The 16,845-nt window shown below is 69.0% G+C and carries 17 protein-coding genes; 8 read left to right on the forward strand and 9 right to left on the reverse strand.

Going from position 1 to position 16,845, the window contains the following annotated elements; translation table 11 throughout:
- Positions 1-23 precede the first annotated feature (23 nt).
- Positions 24-2,450 carry a DUF1631 family protein gene (locus tag QMO14_RS06215; RefSeq protein ID WP_301505518.1) on the forward strand — a complete coding sequence of 809 codons (2,427 nt, stop codon included), beginning with the start codon at positions 24-26 and terminating at the stop codon, positions 2,448-2,450.
- A gap of 78 nt (positions 2,451-2,528) precedes the next feature.
- Here QMO14_RS06215 and QMO14_RS06220 read toward each other — a convergent pair whose 3' ends face one another.
- Genes QMO14_RS06220 through QMO14_RS06230 form a run of 3 tightly spaced genes read right to left on the reverse strand, consistent with a single transcriptional unit; the run spans position 2,529 to position 5,491 of the window.
- Positions 2,529-3,050, reverse strand: coding sequence for a DUF494 family protein (locus QMO14_RS06220; protein ID WP_301505519.1), 522 nt, complete (start codon positions 3,048-3,050; stop codon positions 2,529-2,531).
- 34 nt (positions 3,051-3,084) lie between these two features.
- Positions 3,085-4,239 carry a DNA-processing protein DprA gene (gene dprA / locus QMO14_RS06225; RefSeq protein WP_301505520.1) on the reverse strand — a complete coding sequence of 385 codons (1,155 nt, stop codon included), beginning with the start codon at positions 4,237-4,239 and terminating at the stop codon, positions 3,085-3,087.
- Positions 4,240-4,273: 34 nt separating this feature from the next.
- Positions 4,274-5,491, reverse strand: coding sequence for a LysM peptidoglycan-binding domain-containing protein (locus QMO14_RS06230; protein ID WP_301505521.1), 1,218 nt, complete (start codon positions 5,489-5,491; stop codon positions 4,274-4,276).
- A 158-nt stretch (positions 5,492-5,649) separates the two neighbouring features.
- On the opposite strand from QMO14_RS06230, the gene def reads away from it, so the two are divergent.
- The 5 genes from def (at position 5,650) to QMO14_RS06255 (ending at position 8,833) form a co-directional block, all read left to right on the forward strand.
- Positions 5,650-6,168 (forward strand): peptide deformylase, encoded by a 519-nt coding sequence (gene def / locus QMO14_RS06235; RefSeq protein WP_301505522.1) that lies wholly within the window; start codon positions 5,650-5,652, stop codon positions 6,166-6,168.
- Positions 6,169-6,173: 5 nt separating this feature from the next.
- Positions 6,174-6,689 carry a hypothetical protein gene (locus QMO14_RS06240; RefSeq protein WP_301505605.1) on the forward strand — a complete coding sequence of 172 codons (516 nt, stop codon included), beginning with the start codon at positions 6,174-6,176 and terminating at the stop codon, positions 6,687-6,689.
- Complete coding sequence (gene fmt, locus QMO14_RS06245; RefSeq protein ID WP_301505523.1) at positions 6,686-7,648, forward strand: methionyl-tRNA formyltransferase; 963 nt, start codon at positions 6,686-6,688, stop codon at positions 7,646-7,648. The genes QMO14_RS06240 and fmt overlap by 4 nt, the downstream gene beginning before the upstream one ends.
- On the forward strand, positions 7,648-8,388 hold the full coding sequence (locus QMO14_RS06250) for an AzlC family ABC transporter permease (RefSeq protein ID WP_301505524.1): 741 nt from the start codon (positions 7,648-7,650) through the stop codon (positions 8,386-8,388). The genes fmt and QMO14_RS06250 overlap by 1 nt, the downstream gene beginning before the upstream one ends.
- A 133-nt stretch (positions 8,389-8,521) precedes the next feature.
- Positions 8,522-8,833, forward strand: a complete 312-nt coding sequence (locus QMO14_RS06255; protein ID WP_301505606.1) for an AzlD domain-containing protein — start codon at positions 8,522-8,524, stop codon at positions 8,831-8,833.
- A gap of 84 nt (positions 8,834-8,917) precedes the next feature.
- On the opposite strand, the gene QMO14_RS06260 is transcribed toward QMO14_RS06255, so the two are convergent.
- The 6 genes from QMO14_RS06260 to QMO14_RS06285 are packed head-to-tail and all read right to left on the reverse strand — an operon-like array spanning position 8,918 to position 14,444.
- The gene (locus QMO14_RS06260; RefSeq protein WP_301505525.1) at positions 8,918-9,892 is read right to left on the reverse strand and encodes a tripartite tricarboxylate transporter substrate binding protein; all 975 of its coding nucleotides are present in this window, start codon (positions 9,890-9,892) and stop codon (positions 8,918-8,920) included.
- Between the two features lie 40 nt (positions 9,893-9,932).
- Positions 9,933-10,898, reverse strand: coding sequence for an MBL fold metallo-hydrolase (locus QMO14_RS06265; protein ID WP_301505526.1), 966 nt, complete (start codon positions 10,896-10,898; stop codon positions 9,933-9,935).
- Positions 10,895-11,113: a DUF2783 domain-containing protein gene (locus tag QMO14_RS06270; RefSeq protein ID WP_301505527.1), complete on the reverse strand. Its 219-nt coding sequence runs from the start codon at positions 11,111-11,113 to the stop codon at positions 10,895-10,897. Before QMO14_RS06270 ends, QMO14_RS06265 begins: the two co-directional genes overlap by 4 nt.
- The gene (locus QMO14_RS06275) at positions 11,110-12,762 is read right to left on the reverse strand and encodes an FAD-dependent monooxygenase (protein ID WP_301505528.1); all 1,653 of its coding nucleotides are present in this window, start codon (positions 12,760-12,762) and stop codon (positions 11,110-11,112) included. The genes QMO14_RS06270 and QMO14_RS06275 overlap by 4 nt, the downstream gene beginning before the upstream one ends.
- A 7-nt stretch (positions 12,763-12,769) precedes the next feature.
- Entirely contained in the window at positions 12,770-13,891 is a 1,122-nt protein-coding gene (locus QMO14_RS06280; RefSeq protein ID WP_301505529.1) for an alpha/beta hydrolase, read from the reverse strand.
- Entirely contained in the window at positions 13,884-14,444 is a 561-nt protein-coding gene (locus QMO14_RS06285; protein ID WP_301505530.1) for a VOC family protein, read from the reverse strand. The genes QMO14_RS06280 and QMO14_RS06285 overlap by 8 nt, the downstream gene beginning before the upstream one ends.
- A gap of 91 nt (positions 14,445-14,535) precedes the next feature.
- On the opposite strand from QMO14_RS06285, the gene QMO14_RS06290 reads away from it, so the two are divergent.
- Positions 14,536-15,444 (forward strand): LysR family transcriptional regulator, encoded by a 909-nt coding sequence (locus QMO14_RS06290; protein ID WP_301505531.1) that lies wholly within the window; start codon positions 14,536-14,538, stop codon positions 15,442-15,444.
- A gap of 103 nt (positions 15,445-15,547) precedes the next feature.
- Positions 15,548-16,741 (forward strand): phosphoglycerate kinase, encoded by a 1,194-nt coding sequence (locus QMO14_RS06295; protein ID WP_301505532.1) that lies wholly within the window; start codon positions 15,548-15,550, stop codon positions 16,739-16,741.
- Positions 16,742-16,845 lie beyond the last annotated feature (104 nt).

Genomic DNA, 16,845 nt, shown 5'->3' on the forward strand with positions numbered 1-16,845 from the left:
ACCCTGGCCCTTCCGACCTTTCAATGAGCATTGCGCGGTCCGCTTCTTCCCTGCAGCTCGCACGCGAGACGCGTGAGCGTTTCGTATCGGCCACGGAAGGCGCGATCGCCCCGCTGGCACGCGCGATCCGGGACAGGTTGACGGCGATGGCGTCCGAGGCCGGCACCGCCCGCGCCATGCAGGAGAACCGCGACGACTTCGTCGCCTTCCAGGGGCAGGCCACCCATTGGGTCAGCCTCAGCCAGGCCGGCTGGCGCAAGGCGCTGGCCGCCAGCTCTGGCAGCGCGGGCACCCTGCCCTCGGCGCTGCGGCTCGAACTGATCGGCGACGAGGTGGTGGAAAGCAACATCCTCTCCTCGCGCCTCGCGCAGCTCATCCACGACAAGGCCAGCTTCGAGCTCAGCGACCTGCGCCTGCGCATCCAGCACCTCGAAGGCACGACCGAGCTCGATGCCAAGGACGTGCTCAAGCCCGAGACGCTGGCCAAGCTGCTGGTCGAGCAATGGCTCGCGGCCGGGCTGAGTCGTGGCCTCTGGACCCGTGTGCAGGACACGGTGCAGCAGGGGCTGGTCGATGTGATCGTCAAGGCCTACGAGAGCGCCAACGCCTATCTGATCGCCAACGGCGTGATGCAGGAGATCGATCTCAAGAGCTTCGTACGGCGCACGGGCAATGCGGGCGGCGGAAGCGGTGGCGGCAGCGGCGGATCGGGCGCCGCGCCTATGGACAGCGGCATGTCCGGCATCCACCATCCATCGCAGGTCCCGGGCCGGGGCGTGGAGCGGCCCGGCTTCGGATTCGAAGGCCAGCAGCTTTCCGTGCCGTCCACGGTGGCTTCCACCACAATTACCGGCGGCTCGCCGCTGATGATCGCGCGGCAGCGCGCGCAGACCGCTCTGCTGAGCCTCAAGCGCTTCGTGACCGCCCGCATCGGCGGCGACCCGGGGGCCGCTGGCGGCGCATTCCAGGCGGGCGGCACGGAAGGACGCGCCACGACGAGCCCCGGCAGCCAGGCTGGCGGCGGTGGAGGTGCCAGCCCGGCGCCGCGCGCGTTCTCCAGGACATTCGCCGGTGCCATCGCTGAAGCCGAGGCCGCGTACCGGATGGCCGCTACCCAATACATGGAAGGCGCGGCCGAACAGGCCACGCTGATGCAGCAGACGGCCGTCGACCTGCGCCGGCGCACGGCAGAACTCAAGAAGCGCGCTCCAACCACGGCAGACAAGGCCACCGTCGAGATCGTCGCGCTGATGTTCCAGGCCATCCTGGCCGAGGAGCGCATTCCGTTTTCGGCGCGCGTGTGGTTCGCGCGCCTGCAGATGCCGGTGCTGCGCGTGGCCATCGCCGAGCCCGAATTCTTCGGAACCCTGCAGCACCCCGCGCGCATGCTGATCGACCGCATGGGCTCGTGCGTGATGGGCTTCGATGCGGCCGCCATCAGCGGCAGCGCGCTCGAAGGCGAGATCCGCCGCGTGGTGCAGGTCATCGAGCAATACCCCGAGACCGGCCAGCGCGTGTTCAAGCTGGTGTTCGACGAGTTCGTCGCCTTCCTCAACCGCTACCTGACGCAGAGCGACACCACGCAGCGCGTGATGAGCGTGGCGCAGCAGGTCGAGCAGAAGGAGACGATGGCGATCCAGTACACCATCGAGCTGCGCAAGATGTTGAACGACATGCCGGTGCGCGACGAGATCCGGGAGTTCCTCTTCAAGATCTGGGCCGAGGTGCTGGCCATCGCCGCGCTGCGCTACGGCGCGCAGGGCGAGCAGACCGTGATGCTCAAGCGCGTGGCTTCCGATCTGGTGTGGGCCGCGAGCGCCAAGCCCAACCGCACCGACCGCGCCCGCGTCATCCAGGACCTGCCGCAGCTGCTGCAGCGCCTGCGCCAGGGCATGGCGCTGCTGGGCATCGTCGACGAGCCGCAGGAAGCGCATATCAAGGCCATCGGCGCCACGCTGTCCGACGCCTTCCTGTCGAAGACCGAGGCGATCCCGCAGGCCAAGATCGAGGCAATGGCCGAGCGGCTGGCGCACCTGGAAGACTTCGTGAGCGACGTTGGCGGCACCGCCGACCTGCCGCTGGACGCACACAGCATCGAGCTGCTGCTGGGCGTGGACGCGGCATCGATCGAGGTCATTCCCGACACGGCCGGCGCCAAGGTGCCCGAGGACATGGTCGCCTGGGCGCAGGAACTGCAGGTGGGCAACTGGTTCATGCTCGATCACAACGACCGCGTGAGCCAGGTGCAGTTCGTCTGGCGCAGCGATCGAAAGCAACTGCACCTGTTCGCATCGGGAGATGGCCACAGCTTCCTGATCCAGGCCGGTCGGCTGGCGGCCTATCTGCAGGCCGGCCTGCTGGTGCCGGCGGAAGAGGAAACGCTCACGGTGCGCGCCACGCGCGAAGCGCTGGCGAAGCTCGATGCCAATCCCGAGCGCCTTCTGAACTAGCTGGCCGGGCCTCTGGTGTTGCCCCCGGTAGGGGGTTGGCGCAGCGGATACGCAGTGCCGCGCAGCCTGGGGGCGGGCCTAATGCGCCGTGCGGCCTTCGCGGCTCTCGCACAGTTCATCGAGCACCAATGCATCGGGCTCGATGCCGGTGCTCCAGTGCACCATCAGAACGATGATCTTCAACTCGTCGAGCGCGACCGGATCGCCCGGCGCGGCCATCGCGCGCTCGATGACGATCTCGCGCAGCCCGCAAGGCAGCACGTTCGACGATTCGAGAAAGCGGATGAAACCGAGGCACTCGGCACCGAGGTGGTCCTGCTCGGCCTGTGAGTAGATGCGCATCGCGTTGTCCGACTGCGGCAGCGCCGCCTCGGGCCTGCCCCTGAGAACCACGGTGGCGCTGGCCTCGTCGTTGTCAGGGCTGTGTTCGATCTGCAGGCCTTGCGTTGCAAGGCTGAGGCCGTCGAGCCAGTGAAGGGCTTCGCGGATCTCCTCTGCCTCGAAGCCATGTGCACTGAGCTTGCGGCCCAGCTGCTCGGGTTCGGGGCAGGCGTCGCCGCGCCAGTAGTTTTCGTAGACAAAAACAAGCACTTCGAACATGGGCCCAATATAGCCGACGTTCGTGCAATGCCGACTAGGTGGATGCCACTCGTTGGAAGAGACCACCGGGCAATCGTGAGACATGCCCGTCCAGCTCGAGTTCGAGCATCTTCGCCTGCAGCGCGGCCGCGCCCCAGCCGGTGCGCGCGCCGAGGGCATCGAGGCTTGCCGGCTCGAAGCCGAGGGCCTCCAGCAGCGGATCTTCCGGCGATGAAGATGCAGCCATGTTCGTCGCGCTGCCGGAGGCCGGAGAAGCCGCGGCAATGCGCGGAGCCTGAAGCGGCGGCAACTCTTCGAGGATGTCGTTCACCGATTCCACGAGCTTCGCGCCCTGCCGGATCAGCGCATGGCAGCCGCGCGATTGCGGCGAATGGATCGAGCCCGGTATCGCGAACACTTCCTTGCCCTGCTCCGAGGTGAGCCGCGCGGTGATCAGCGAGCCGGATTGCAGCGCGGCCTCGACCACCAGCGTGCCGCGTGCCAGTCCGGCGATGAGGCGGTTGCGCTTCGGAAAATTCTGCGTGAGCGGCGGCGTGCCCAACGGCAGCTCGCTCACGATCAGCCCTTGCAACGTGATGCGGTGGGCAAGGTCACGGTGCCGCGCAGGGTAGACGCGGTCGAGCCCGGTGCCCACCACGGCCACCGTCGCGAGCCGGGAGGCATCGCCTGCGGCATCGAGCGCGCCCTGGTGCGCTGCGCCATCCACGCCCAGCGCCAGCCCCGACACCACGGGCAGCCCTGCTTCGCCGAGCGCCCGCCCGAAGCTGCGCGCGTTCGTGGCACCCTGCGGCGTCGGGTTGCGGCTGCCCACGACGGCGATGCTGTGGCCCAGCTGCGTGAGGTCGAAGCCGGCGGCTCCCAGCACGTAGAGCATCAGCGGCGGGTCGGCCATTTCGAGCAGGGAGTCCGGGTAGCCGGCGTCACCGAGCGTGACGACGCGGCGCGAGACCTTGTCGTCGCCCGCCTGCAGCCATTGCCAGGTCAGGTCGATCTGCGCCTGCAGGCCGGTCGGCGGCTGCAGCAGCGCTTCGGCCTGCGCATGCGAGACGATCTCGCGCAGCGCGGCATCGGGCCGCGTGAAGATCTGCTCGGGCAGCCCGAAGGCCGCGAGCAGACGGCGCGCGGCACCGTCGCCGATGCCGGGCGTCAGCGAAAGCCGCAGCCAGCCTGCGAGTTCTGCGCGTTCCAATCGAGTGTGCGAGAAGAAAGGCCGGGGCCGCGGGTCAGGGATTGACGAGGAAGTCGCCGGCGCGCGGAGTGTCGTTGATTTCGAGCACCAGCGCGTACGAAACCTTCTCGAAGGTGCGGAACACCATCAGCAGGCCGATGCGCTCGTTGGGCAGCTTGATGGTTTCCTTGCGCGCGCCGGTGCGGTCGAGGATGGTCTCGCCGTTCTTCAGGATCGCCAGCACGTGGCCGTTGTCGATACCGTCGCGCGTGCCCTTGTTGATGGCCACCACCTGGTTCTGCGCCGCGAACTGCACCGCGTTGCCGTAGACCGAGATGATGCGGCCCTCGACCTGAGTCGACGGCGCGCGCGGCACGTAGCTCAGCAGCTGGCGCGGGGGCTCCGGCAGCAGTCGGTCGCCGGCGCGCATCTCCTCGCGCGAGGCGATGATGTCGATGCTGGCGGGCACGACGGTGATGACGTCCTTGTCCTCGACCGTCTCGACGGTGGTCGATTCGCCGCGCTGCAGACGCGCCTTGCCCAGGTACTGCGCCTCGTACCCGAGGATTTCGCCCGTGCCAGGGTCCTTCAGCGGCGTGGCGCTGCGGAAGACGCGGAAGTTCTGCACCGGGCCCGGCACCTCGACCAGCGGCGCCTCGGCGGTGCCGCGGGCATAGGCCCGGTCGCCGCGGGACAGCAGCACGCGGCTGTCGTTGCCGGCCACGATGCGCGGTGCGGCTTCGAGCGTGCCCGCGTCCACCACGATGGGTTCGCTCAGGAAGGGCTCGATGACGCTCGGGTTGAGCGTGGGCAGCGCCATGCCGGCCAGTGAGTCGAAACGGGTGCGCGGTGACAGCTTGATGGTTCCGCCGTCGCCGCTGGTGCCGCCGCGGCGGGTGATCAGGCGGGCGCGGCCGCCCGTCTTGTCCAGGTAGAGCACCTGGCCGGGATAGATCCGGTGCGGGTTGGCGATTTCATTGATGTTCATGCCCCACAACTCCGGCCAGCGCCACGGGCGCAGCAGGTAGAGGCGGGAGATGGCCCAGAGCGTGTCGCCCGGCTTCACGGTGTATTCGTCGGGCGCATTGGGCGCCAGTTCGCTCAGCGGCACGCCGGCCTGGGCGGTCTGCTGGGCGGTGGCGCGCTGCTGCGGCGTGATGGGGTAGTTCTGGGCCCAGGCCGTCGTGGCGCCGCAACTGCCGATCACCGCCAGGGCTGTCAGCGTGGCAAGGAAAGAAGGGCGCTGGCGGTCGGTGAGTCTGAGCTTTTTCATGTCTGATGGGTGAGCGCGCGACGTATCGCTGCGCATACGAATCTCACAATTTGCTACGAATTCTGCGCTGAAGCCCTTGAGAGGGCAACGTTTTCGGGCTACGGAGCCGCGTGTCGTCGCGGAATTGGCGAAAATAGCCACAACTTTCCCTCGATTTCATGGCCAAACGAAACATTCTGAGTTACCCGGACAAGCGCCTGCACACCGTGGCCAAGCCGGTGCAGGGCGTCGACGCGCGCATCAAGACTCTGGTAGCCGACATGCTGGAAACCATGTACGACGCCAACGGCATCGGCCTTGCCGCGACCCAGATCGACGTGCACGAGCGCCTCGTCGTCATCGACGTGTCCGAAGAGCGTAACCAGCCGATCGTGCTGATCAACCCCGAGATCATCTGGGCCAGCGAGGAAAAGGTCCTGAACGAGGAAGGCTGCCTCTCGGTGCCCGGCATCTACGACGGCGTGATGCGTTCCACCTCGGTGAAGGTGCAGGCGCTCGACGAGGACGGCGAGACGCGCACCATCGAAGCCGAAGGCCTGCTGGCCGTGTGCATCCAGCACGAACTCGACCACCTGCTGGGCAAGGTGTTCGTCGAATACCTCTCTCCCCTGAAGCGCAACCGCATCAAGAGCAAGCTGCTGAAGCAGCAGCGCGAAGAGATGCGGGAGCGGGCTTGATCCCCATGAACGCGGGCCGGCGCTCCAGATCCCTCGCCGCACTGGCGCTCGCCGCCGCTGCGGGCCTGGGGCTCCTGGCCGGCTGCGCCAGCGAACCGACCCGCATCCAGCCCGGCACCTCGGCTGCCGAAACCATCCAGCGCCTGGGCGCGCCCACCGGCCGCTACCCGCTCAACGGCGGCGGCGAGCGGCTGCAGTACTCGCGCATGCCGGCCGGCTTCGAGGTGATCGATATCGACATGGACGCCTCGGGCAAGGTGGTTTCGGTGACGCAGGTGCTCAGCGAGGCGCGCTTCGGCCAGGACATCAAGGTCAACCAGTGGCGCCAGAACGACGTGATGGCCTTCTACGGCCGGCCCTATGAGATCACCCGCGTCAGTTCCTTCGACGGCGCCGTCTGGACCTGGCGCTACAAGGCCGTGAACGAGCGCCGCATGCTGTACATCTACATCGATCCGACCGACGTGGTCCGGCGCTATCACACGGGGGACGATCTCGAGCTCGATCGGATCCGGGATTGAACCGCCTCAGAGTCGTCTTCGCGGGCACGCCCGAGTTCGCGCGCGTCGCGTTGGAGGCCATCGCCGCCGCAGGCCATGAGGTCGTGCTGGTGATGAGCCAGCCCGACCGCCCCGCCGGCCGCGGCATGAAGCTGCAGGCCTCCCCCGTCAAGCAGTGCGCCGTGGCCAACGGCTGGCCCGTGGCCCAGCCGCGCAGCCTGCGTCTGGACGGCAAGTACCCCGACGAGGCCTCGGCCGCGCGCGACACCCTGCTGGCCCTGAAGCCCGACGTGATGGTGGTCGCCGCCTACGGCCTGATCCTGCCGCAGTGGGTGCTCGACCTGCCGGCGCACGGCTGCCTGAACATCCACGCGAGCCTGCTGCCGCGCTGGCGCGGCGCCGCGCCGATCCATCGCGCCATCGAGGCGGGCGACGCGCAGACCGGCATCACCATCATGCAGATGGATGCCGGCCTCGACACCGGCGACATGCTGCTGCGCGAGGCCGTCGACATCGGCGCGGGCGACAACACCGCCCGTCTGCACGACCGCCTGGCCGAGCTCGGCGGCAGGATGATCGTCGAGGCGCTCGCGCGCATCGGCACGCTCACCCGCACGCCGCAGCCGGCCGAAGGCGTCACCTACGCCAGCAAGGTCGAGAAGCACGAGGCGCTGGTCGACTGGGCCCAGCCCGCCGAGGCCATCGTGCGCCGCGTGCTGGCCTTCGACCCGTTCCCGGGCGCCAACAGTCCGCTGGACGGCGAAACCATCAAGCTCTGGGCCGCCCGCGCCGAGAGGTCTTCAGCGGCTGCGGCCACGCCGGGCACCATCCTGACCGTGGACCCTGCTGGCGTGACGGTGGCCGCTGCCCCTGGCTCGGCCGTCCTCCTCACGGAACTGCAGCGGCCCGGCGGCAAGCGCCTGCCGGTGGCCGACTTCCTGCACGGCTTCGACCTGAAGCCCGGGCAGGTGTTCGGCTGATGTTCCTCTCGCAAAGCATCCGGGGCCGCCCCGAGTTCCGCGTCGGCGCGCGCGACATGACCCCCGTGGCGCTGGGCATCGGCGCCTGGGGGCTGATGACCGGTGTGGCCATGGTCAAGTCGAACATGAGCCTGGTCGAGGCGGTGGCGATGACGCTGCTGGTCTACGCGGGCAGCTCGCAGCTGGCGGCCATTCCGCTGCTCGTCGCCGGGGCGCCGGCCTGGGTGGTCCTGGCGACGGGCTTCTGCGTCAACCTGCGCTTCGTGGTGTTCAGCCTGCATCTGCGGCCCTACCTCATGCACATGCCGCGCTGGCGCCGCATGCTGCACGGCTACCTCACGGCCGACATGAGCTATGCGCTCTTCACGAAGAAGTACACCAAGCCGCCGCTGACCGTGGCCGAGCAGCAGGCGCAGGAGGCCTACCTCACCGGCAACTACTTCGTCACCTGGTGCGCCTGGATGGGCATGAGCCTGCTGGGCATCGCGCTGGCCAACTTCATTCCCCAGAGCTGGGGCCTGGGCTTCGCCGGCGTGCTGAGCCTGGTCGCCATCGTCTGCTCGATGGCGACGACGCGGCTGCGAGTGCTGGCCGCGCTGATCGCCGGCGCCACCGCGGTCGCCGCCTACGCGCTGCCGCTGAAGCTCAACATCGTGGTGGCCATCGGCGTGGCCGTGCTGCTGTGCTTCTGGCTCGAGAAGCAGCTCGGACTCGACCCGAACGCGGAGGACGACAAGTGAGCGCCGCCCGGCCGCCCGAAGGCGCTCGCCCCCTCCGTCCGGAGGGGGGAGGAGAAGCGACACGAAGTGCGCGGAGCCTGGGGGAGGGGAGCAAGTGAGCAGTACTGCAAGCGCGACCACCGACTGGTGGACCATGGCCGTGATCGTCGGCCTGGCCCTGGTCACCGTGTTCACGCGCTGCTTCTTCTTCATCCTCGACCGGCCCTGGGGCCTGCCCGATTGGGCGCACCGCGCGCTGCACTACGCACCGGCCGCCGCGCTCGCGGGCGTGATCGCGCCCGAGATCGTCATGACGCAGGGCCACCTCATCACCACGCTGCACGACGCGCGCCTGTACGCGGCGGTGGTCGGCGCCGCGTACTTCTACTGGCGGCGCGGCGTGCTCGGCACGATGCTCGCGGGCATGGCTGTGTACCTGCCGCTGCACCTCGGGCTGGGCTGGTAGGCGGCCGCCGCCGGGCCGCCCCTCCCCCTCGGGGGGAATTGCACGTAGCGAAGCGAAGTGAAAAGCCCGGGGGCTCCCGGTTCGTCAATCGAGCTTCACGCCGGCCGTCTTGATGATGTTGCCCCAGCGCTCGCTCTCCGCGCGAGACAGCTTGTAGAAGTCCTGCGGCGTCCCCGGCAGTGCCTCGAAGCCGAAGTCCGCGAACAGCTTCACCACCTTCGGCGCCTTCATCGCCTTGTGCAGTTCGGCGTTGAGCCGCGCCACCGCTTCCGGCGGCATGCCGGCCGGGCCGATCAGGCCGTGGAAGGCGTAGGCGTTGACGTCGGGGAAGCCGGCCTCGACGAAGGTCGGCACGTCCGGCAGGGCGCCTGCGCGCTGCGGCAGCGCGATGGCCAGCACCCGCACCTTGCCCGACTTGATGATCGGCAGGCCCGAGGCCAGGTCCAGCATCATCGTCGGCACCTGGCCGCCCATCACGTCGGTCATGGCCGGTGCGGCGCCCTTGTACGGCACGTGCGTGATCGTCAGGCCGGCCTTCTGCTTGAAGAGTTCCATCGCCATGTGGTGCGGCGAGCCGTTGCCGGGCGAGGCGTAGCTCACCTTGTCAGGGTTGGCCTTCACGTAGCGCACGAACTCCGCCACGTTCTTCGCGGGAAAGTCGGGGTGCACCACCAGCGCCACCGGAAAGCGGCCGATGGTGCCGATGTAGGTGAAGTCGCTCGCGGGCTTGTAGGGCAGCTTGGCGAACATGTGCTCGTTGAAGAGCAGCGCGGCGTTCTCGGCCTGCATGATGGTGTAGCCGTCGGGCCTGGCCTGCATCATCACGCCCACGCCGATGTTGGTGGAGGCGCCCGGCCGGTTGTCGATGATGAGCGGCTGCCCCAGCGAGGGCTGCATCGCCTCGGCCAGCGTGCGCGCCAGGTTGTCGGTGCCGCCGCCGGCCACGTAGGGCACGATCCACTTGATCGGCTGGGTGGGGTAGGCCGCCGGCTGCGCCGATGCAAGGCTGGTGGCCAGCGCGAAGGCCGAGGCCAGCAGGGGAAGAAAAAATCGCTTCATCGTCTCTTGTCTCCGTTGCTCGTTTTGAAATCGGTTCAGGTCATGTGCCGCGCAGGACCTGCCATAGCTCGCGGTCGCGCTCGGCGGTCCACACCACCGGGTGCTCGATGCCGCGCAGCTCGTCATATGCGCGCGAGACATCGAAGGGCAGCACGTGCTGGAACACTGGCCAGTCGCCGAAGCGCGGCGTCATCGCCGCCTCGGCGCGCGCGAAGCAGCCCTTGAGCGTCTCACCCGCCGCGATGCCGGCCTTCACGCTCTCGAGCAGCGTCGAGAGGAATGCCTTGGTGAGCCCGATGGCCTCGGCGCAGGCGGCTTCGTCCTGCAGCACCGCGCCACGGCCGGGCACCAGCACGCGCGGCTTGAGTGCCGCCACCGCGTCGAGCGTGCCGGCCCAGTCGCCGATGTAGGCGTCGCCGGCATACACGCCGCAGCGGTTCTCGACCACGTCGCCGGAAAAGAGCACGCCGCAGTCGGGCAGCCACGCGACCGCATCGCCGCCCGAGTGGCCCCGGCCCAGCGACATCAGCCGCAGCTCGCGGCCGCCGCCCAGCGGCAGCGCCATCTCGCGGTCGAAGACCTTCGTGGGGATGGTCAGGCCCGGTATCTCCTCGACGCCAGCGAACAGGCGCGGAAAGCGGCCGACCTCCGAATCGAAATCGGCCCGGCCGCGCGTGCGTATCCAGTAGAGCGTGCCGCTGCTGGCGACGATGTCGCGCACCTCCGCGAAGGCGCTTGCGCCCATCACGCGCACCGCGTGGTAGTGCGTGAGCACGATGGTGCGGATCGGCTTGTCGGTCACCGTGCGGATGGCGGCGAGGAAGTCGCGCGCCATGCGCGGCGTGGGGCGCGTGTCGATCAGCACCACGTGCTCGTCGCCGACGACGAAGCCGCAGTTGGGATCGAAGTCGCTGATGTAGCCGTAGGCGCCGGGGCCGAGCTGCTGCAGCCGGGGCTTCTGCTCGCGCGTGTCGGAGGCGGATGCGAAGGAAACGGTCGTGGTCATGGGGTGTGGTGGTCGTCCGTTGTCGTAGTGGGTTCTTCTTCGGCCGCCGCGCGGATGCAGGCGAGCAGCACGTCCTGGTCGGCGCACTGGTTGGCCAGCAGCAGCACGAGGCGCGCGTTGAGGTCGGCGCTCTGCGCCTCGCTGCGGCCTTCGTGGGCGGCGAGCAGCGCGGCGTAGAAGCCGTCGGGGTCGGGGATGCGGGGCTCGGTGATCATGGGTTGCGCTCGTTGGCGGCCAGTGCGGTGCGCACGGCGGAGGCGATGGCCTGGGGCGTGGCGCTCGCCAGCACGGCGGCGCGATAGGCGTCGGGGCGCACGAGCACGAAGCTGCCCGCGTCGCCGGCGCCGAGATGGGCCGCGAGCTTCTCGTCGGCCTGCAGCGTGGGCAGGCCGCTGTCGCCGCCCACGGCCAGCAGGCGCAAGGGCAATGAAGCCATCGCATCGACCGCCGCTCCCGCCTGCCCGCGCGTCGGCGCGAACCACAGGCCGATGCAATGCGTGCCCTCGGCCAGCAGCTGCATCAGCGTGGTCTCGCGGCCGTCGGACCAGCGCAGCGGCAGGTTCTGCGCCGAGCGCGCGCCTTCGGGCAGCAGCGGCGCGGGCGGATAGTCGTTGGCGACCGACATGCGGCCGGTGTTCACCAGCGCCCGCGCGAACGGATGATGCGCCGCCAGCGCTACCACCGCGCGGCGCAGCGTGTGCTCGGCCGGCGAGCGCGGCGCGAGAAAGCGTGCCGAGCGGCTCGTGACCTGCAGGTTCTGCTTCGCGGCGGGCTGGCGCTCCGCGTCGTAGCTGTCGAGCAGCGCGTCGCCGGCCTTGCCCTGCGCGACCAGCGCGAGCTTCCAGCCGAGGTTGGCCGCATCCTGGATGCCGGTGTTGCCGCCGCGTGCGCCGAAGGGGCTCACCACGTGCGCCGCGTCGCCGATGAAGAACACATTGCCGTGGCGGAAGCTGTCGAGCAGGTGGTCGCGATAGCCGTAGGGGCCGATCCAGACGAACTCGAACTCCACGTCCGGCCCGAGCTGCTCGCGCAGCCGCGCCCCCGCCACCTCGGGCTTGCTGATGTAGGCGGTGTCGCAGTCCTCGGGCATCTGGTAGTCGATGCGCCACACGCCGTCGGCCATCAGGTGCTGCCACACGCCGCGGCCTTCGTTGAAGGGCGCGTCCACCCAGGTCCAGCGCTCGGTGGGCAGCGGCTTCCTGAAGCGCACGTCGCTGATGCACCAGCGGTCGGTGCTGCGCGAGGCGTGCGCCTCGATGCCGAGCTGCGTGCGGATCGCGCTGTTGGCGCCGGTGGCGTCGATCAGCCGATCGGCCTCGATGGTGTAGCTGCCGGCGGGCGTCTCGACTTCCAGGCGCACGCCGTCGGCGAGCTGCTCCACGCGCGTGACGCGGTTCTTCCAGCGCAGGTCGGTCAGTCCCAGTTCGATGATGCGGTCGACCAGGAACCACTCGATGTAGAACTGCTGCAGGTTGATGAAAGGCGGCTGCCGCGAGACGCTGTTGGCCTGCAGGTTGAAGTTGTAGACCTCCTGCTCGCCCGAGAAAGTGCGCCCGAACGACCAGGTGATGCCCTTGGCCGCGATGCGTTCGTAGATGCCAAGCCGCTCGAAGATCTCCAGGCTCTTCTGCGCGTAGCAGATGCCGCGCGACGAGGCGCCGCGCACGCCGACGGTGTCGTCCTCGTCGAGCAGCACGGCGCACACGCCGCGCTGCGCGAGGTCGCAGGCCAGCGTGAGGCCCGAGGGGCCGGCGCCGACGATCACGATGGGGTGGCGCGTGACGGCAGTGCTTTCCAGCTCGGGCGGTGGCGTGAAGGGCCAGACCGGCAGCTCGTAGGCCGGCGCGAAAGCGAAGTTTTCCATGTCTGCCCTAAAGCGCGTGCGCGAATTCGGCGATGGCGTCGGCCGCCTTCGGAATCAGCTCCGGCTGCCCCGCCAGGTAGTGGTTGCCGCCCACGATGTCGACATTGCGGATGCGCGAGCCGCCCGCCGCCATCCACGCATTGCGCGTGCTCGGGAAGGTCGACTGGTCGCCCGTGTAGGTCAGCAGCAGCTTCGGCACCGAGGTGCGCGCGAGATTCGTCGGCCCGTCGGCCTGCGAGCGCGACGACCACTGCGAGAGAAAGGCCGTGAGCGAGGTGGTGCGCCCCATCGCGTTGGCCGAGTAGTTCACCTGCCGCGCGTCGCCCCACACGCTGCCAGGCAGGCGGTCGTTGGGGTCGAGCGAGAGGTCCACGCAGCGCGGGTCGGCGTGCGTGCGGTAGACGACGAAGGTCTGGTCGCGCGGCGCGCCGGGTGTGTTGCGCAGCAGCGCGAGGCGGTCGAGGCACCACTGCTCGATGCGATCCAGCCGCGCCTTCTGCGCGGCGCTGAAGCGCGCGAGGAAGTCGCTGTCGTAGGGCACGCGGTGGCGCGCGTCGTACATGTCGAGCTCGGGATCGACCGAGAGCGGGTCGTGCTCGTCGGTGACCGAGGGGTCGATCCAGTCGCGCATCAGCCGGGTGCGGCCCAGGTGCGCGGCGCACAGCGCGATGCCGTCCACGGGCGGCAGGTCGCTGGCGTGCAGGTGCGTGGGGTCGCCGTCGGGAAGGTGCGTGGCGGTGAGCTTCTCGGCCTGCGCCTGGTAGAAGGCCGAGAGCGCGGCGCCGCCGGAGTTGCCGACGAGGAACACCTTCTCGTAGCCCGCCGCGCGCAGGTATTGCACGCCGGCGCCCAGGTCCTGAATGGCGCGCTCCATCAGCAGCACCGTGTCGTTGCCCACGAAGCGCGAGTTGAGCCCCATGCAGCAGATGCCGCGCTCGGCCAGCGGGCCGATCAGGTAGTGGCCCATGAAGTTGCTCGTGGGGTGCATCACGATCGCGGCGATCTTCTTCGGGCCCTGCGGCGCGCGGTAGGCGCCGTAGATGCGCGGGCGCAGCAGCTGCAGGCCCGACTGGCTCTCCATGGCCGCGCCGGGCTTCACGTCGATGACGGCGAGTTGCAGTTCAGGCATGCGGCGTGCCCTTCGCGGCGGCGGCGCGCAGGCCAGCCTTGCGCTCGGTCCAGGCGTCGAGTTCGGCGCGCGCGCGCAGCGCGTGCGCGTCCATCTCGGCCTGCGGCACGGTCGGCGTGGTGAGTTCCACGCGGATGCCGTTGGGGTCGAAGAAGTAGATCGATTCGATGATGTGGTGGTCGGTCACGCCCAGCACCTCGACGCCCGCGCCTTCGAGCCGCGCCTTGGCGGCCAGCAGGTCGGCCACCGAATCCACGCGCAGAGCGATGTGGTTCACCCACGAGGGCGTGTTGGGCGAGGGCAGCGCGGCGACGTCGTCGCCCAGGTCGAAGAAGGCGATGAACGAGCCGTCGCGCATGCGGAAGAAGATGTGCACGTAGGGGCAGTACTCGCCCGTGCTCGGCACGTGGTCGCTCTTGATGACATGGGCCAGCGGCAGGCCCAGCAGGTCTTCGTAGAAGCGGCGGGTTTCCTCGCTGTCGCGGCAGCGCCAGGCGAAGTGGTGCAGCCCGTGGATGGGCGGTGGGGGTGCCGTGTTAGCGGTCGTCGGCATGGCTCGTTTCTCCGGTGAGCCGGTATTGGGCGATGCCACGTCTTATGATGCAATCGAAATTAATTCATCGATTGATGAAGTATTCATATATATGAACCTCACCCTGCGCCAGTTGCGCGCCTTCGCCGCCGTGGCCGAGAGCGGCAGCTTCACCGCCGCGGCACAGCAGCTGCACCTCACGCAGTCGGCGCTCAGCGTGCTGGTGCGCGAGCTGGAACGCGAGATGGGCGTGCAGCTGCTCGACCGCAACACCCGGCGCGTGCAGCTGTCGGAGGCGGGGCGCGAGTTCCTGCCCTCGGTGCACCGGCTGCTGGGCGACCTGGCCGGCGCGGTGGCCGGCGTCACGGATTTGCGTGACAAGAAGAAAGGCTTGCTACGGCTTGCCGCGCCGCAACTCATGGCCTGCACGCTGATGCCGCGCGTGATCGCGCTCTACCGCGAGCAGTACCCCGACGTCGACGTGCGCCTGGCCGACACCCTGCCCGAGCACCTGCTGGCCGGCGTGGCGGCGGGCGACGTGGAACTGGCCGTGGGGCAGGACGTGGCGGTCGACGACGCCATCGAGCGCCGCACGCTGCTGCGCGACCGGCACTGGCTGATCTGCCCGCCCGGCCATGCCTTCGCGAGCCGCCGCAAGGTGCGATGGCACGAACTGGGGCCCTACACCTTCATCGCGCCCACGCGCGACTTCCGCCAGCGCGTGCTGCCCGAGCTGGCCCCCGCCGAGCGCGAGTACATGCTGCGCCCCGGCACGCAGGAGGTGTCGTACATGACCACCGCGCTGGGCATGGTGGCCTCGGGACTGGGGCTGACCGTGTGCCCCACGTACTCGGCACCGCTGGTGCGCGCCCACGGCCTGCAGATGGTGCGGCTGGAGTCGCCCGACTTCCATCGCGAGGTGTGCGTCTACAGCGCGGCGCGGCGGTCCTTGTCGCCGGCGGGCGCGAGCTTCGTGGAGGTTCTGGAGGGTTTCGCGCGCGAACAGCAGCAGAAAGACTGAGGAAAAGCATCGACGCCCGGCAAGAGGCGCGTAGAGGCGGCGATGGGGCCAAAACTACAATGCAGGCCGATCCCCGTCTTCCAATCTTCTCCAGGTTTCTCCAATGAACGTCATTCGATTCACCGACCTCTGCGCGCAGGGCAAGGCCGCCGGCCAGCGTGTCTTCATCCGTGCAGACCTCAACGTGCCGCAGGACGACGCCGGCAACATCACCGAAGACACGCGCATCCGCGCCTCGGTGCCCTGCATCAAGCTGGCGCTGGACGCCGGTGCCGCGGTGATGGTCACTTCGCACCTGGGCCGCCCGACCGAGGGCGAGTTCAAACCCGAAGATTCGCTGGCCCCGGTCGCCAAGCGCCTGGGCGAGCTGCTTGGACGTGAAGTGCCGCTGGTCTCCAACTGGGTCGATGGCGTCGACGTGAAGCCCGGCCAGGTCGTGCTGCTGGAGAACTGCCGCGTCAACAAGGGCGAGAAGAAGAACGACGAAGGCCTGGCCCGCAAGCTGGCCGCGCTCACCGACATCTACGTGAACGATGCCTTCGGCACAGCGCACCGCGCCGAGGCGACCACCTACGGCATCGCGCAGTTCGCCAGGATCGCCGCCGCCGGCCCGCTGCTGGCGGCCGAGATCGACGCCATCACCAAGGCGCTGGCGCAGCCCAAGCGCCCGCTGGTGGCCATCGTCGCGGGCTCGAAGGTGAGCACCAAGCTGACCATCCTCAAGAGCCTGTCGGCCAACGTCGACCAGCTCATCGTGGGAGGCGGCATCGCCAACACCTTCATGCTGGCCGCGGGCCTGAAGATTGGCAAGTCGCTGGCCGAGCCCGATCTGGTCGACGAAGCCAAGGCGGTGATCGACGCCATGCGCGCGCGCGGCGCCGACGTGCCTATTCCCGTGGACGTGGTCACGGCCAAGACCTTCGCGGCCGATGCGGCCGCCACCGTCAAGGACGCGAGCGACGTGGCCGACGACGACCTGATCCTCGACATCGGCCCCAAGACAGCCGCGATCCTGGCTGCGCAGCTGCGCGAAGCCGGCACCATCGTCTGGAACGGCCCGGTGGGCGTGTTCGAGTTCGACGCCTTCGCGGGCGGCACCAAGGCCATCGCGCAGGCCATCGCCGAGAGCAGCGCCTTCTCGATCGCCGGCGGCGGCGACACGCTGGCGGCCATCGCCAAGTACGGCATCGAGAAGCAGGTCGGCTACATCTCGACCGGCGGCGGCGCCTTTCTTGAAGTGCTGGAGGGCAAGACCCTGCCGGCCTTCGAGATCCTGTCGAAGCGCGCGGCCGGCTGAACCGGCTTGGGCCGGGTTCCGGGGCTCATCGAGGAAAAACCCATGGGTGACTTCCGCCAGGCACACAAAGTGTATACAGTAGCGAATACAAAACGGAGACTACC

Source organism: Variovorax sp. CAN15, assembly GCF_030462475.1.
Taxonomy (GTDB): domain Bacteria; phylum Pseudomonadota; class Gammaproteobacteria; order Burkholderiales; family Burkholderiaceae_C; genus Variovorax.

Coding starts and splice junctions, on each gene's coding strand:
- QMO14_RS06215 (WP_301505518.1), top strand. CDS start 24: ATGAGCATTGCGCGGTCCGCTTCTTCCCTGCAGCTCGCACGCGAGACG.
- QMO14_RS06220 (WP_301505519.1), bottom strand. CDS start 3,050: ATGTTCGAAGTGCTTGTTTTTGTCTACGAAAACTACTGGCGCGGCGAC.
- QMO14_RS06230 (WP_301505521.1), bottom strand. CDS start 5,491: ATGAAAAAGCTCAGACTCACCGACCGCCAGCGCCCTTCTTTCCTTGCC.
- def (WP_301505522.1), top strand. CDS start 5,650: ATGGCCAAACGAAACATTCTGAGTTACCCGGACAAGCGCCTGCACACC.
- QMO14_RS06240 (WP_301505605.1), top strand. CDS start 6,174: ATGAACGCGGGCCGGCGCTCCAGATCCCTCGCCGCACTGGCGCTCGCC.
- QMO14_RS06250 (WP_301505524.1), top strand. CDS start 7,648: ATGTTCCTCTCGCAAAGCATCCGGGGCCGCCCCGAGTTCCGCGTCGGC.
- QMO14_RS06255 (WP_301505606.1), top strand. CDS start 8,522: ATGGCCGTGATCGTCGGCCTGGCCCTGGTCACCGTGTTCACGCGCTGC.
- QMO14_RS06260 (WP_301505525.1), bottom strand. CDS start 9,892: ATGAAGCGATTTTTTCTTCCCCTGCTGGCCTCGGCCTTCGCGCTGGCC.
- QMO14_RS06265 (WP_301505526.1), bottom strand. CDS start 10,898: ATGACCACGACCGTTTCCTTCGCATCCGCCTCCGACACGCGCGAGCAG.
- QMO14_RS06270 (WP_301505527.1), bottom strand. CDS start 11,113: ATGATCACCGAGCCCCGCATCCCCGACCCCGACGGCTTCTACGCCGCG.
- QMO14_RS06275 (WP_301505528.1), bottom strand. CDS start 12,762: ATGGAAAACTTCGCTTTCGCGCCGGCCTACGAGCTGCCGGTCTGGCCC.
- QMO14_RS06280 (WP_301505529.1), bottom strand. CDS start 13,891: ATGCCTGAACTGCAACTCGCCGTCATCGACGTGAAGCCCGGCGCGGCC.
- QMO14_RS06285 (WP_301505530.1), bottom strand. CDS start 14,444: ATGCCGACGACCGCTAACACGGCACCCCCACCGCCCATCCACGGGCTG.
- QMO14_RS06290 (WP_301505531.1), top strand. CDS start 14,536: ATGAACCTCACCCTGCGCCAGTTGCGCGCCTTCGCCGCCGTGGCCGAG.
- QMO14_RS06295 (WP_301505532.1), top strand. CDS start 15,548: ATGAACGTCATTCGATTCACCGACCTCTGCGCGCAGGGCAAGGCCGCC.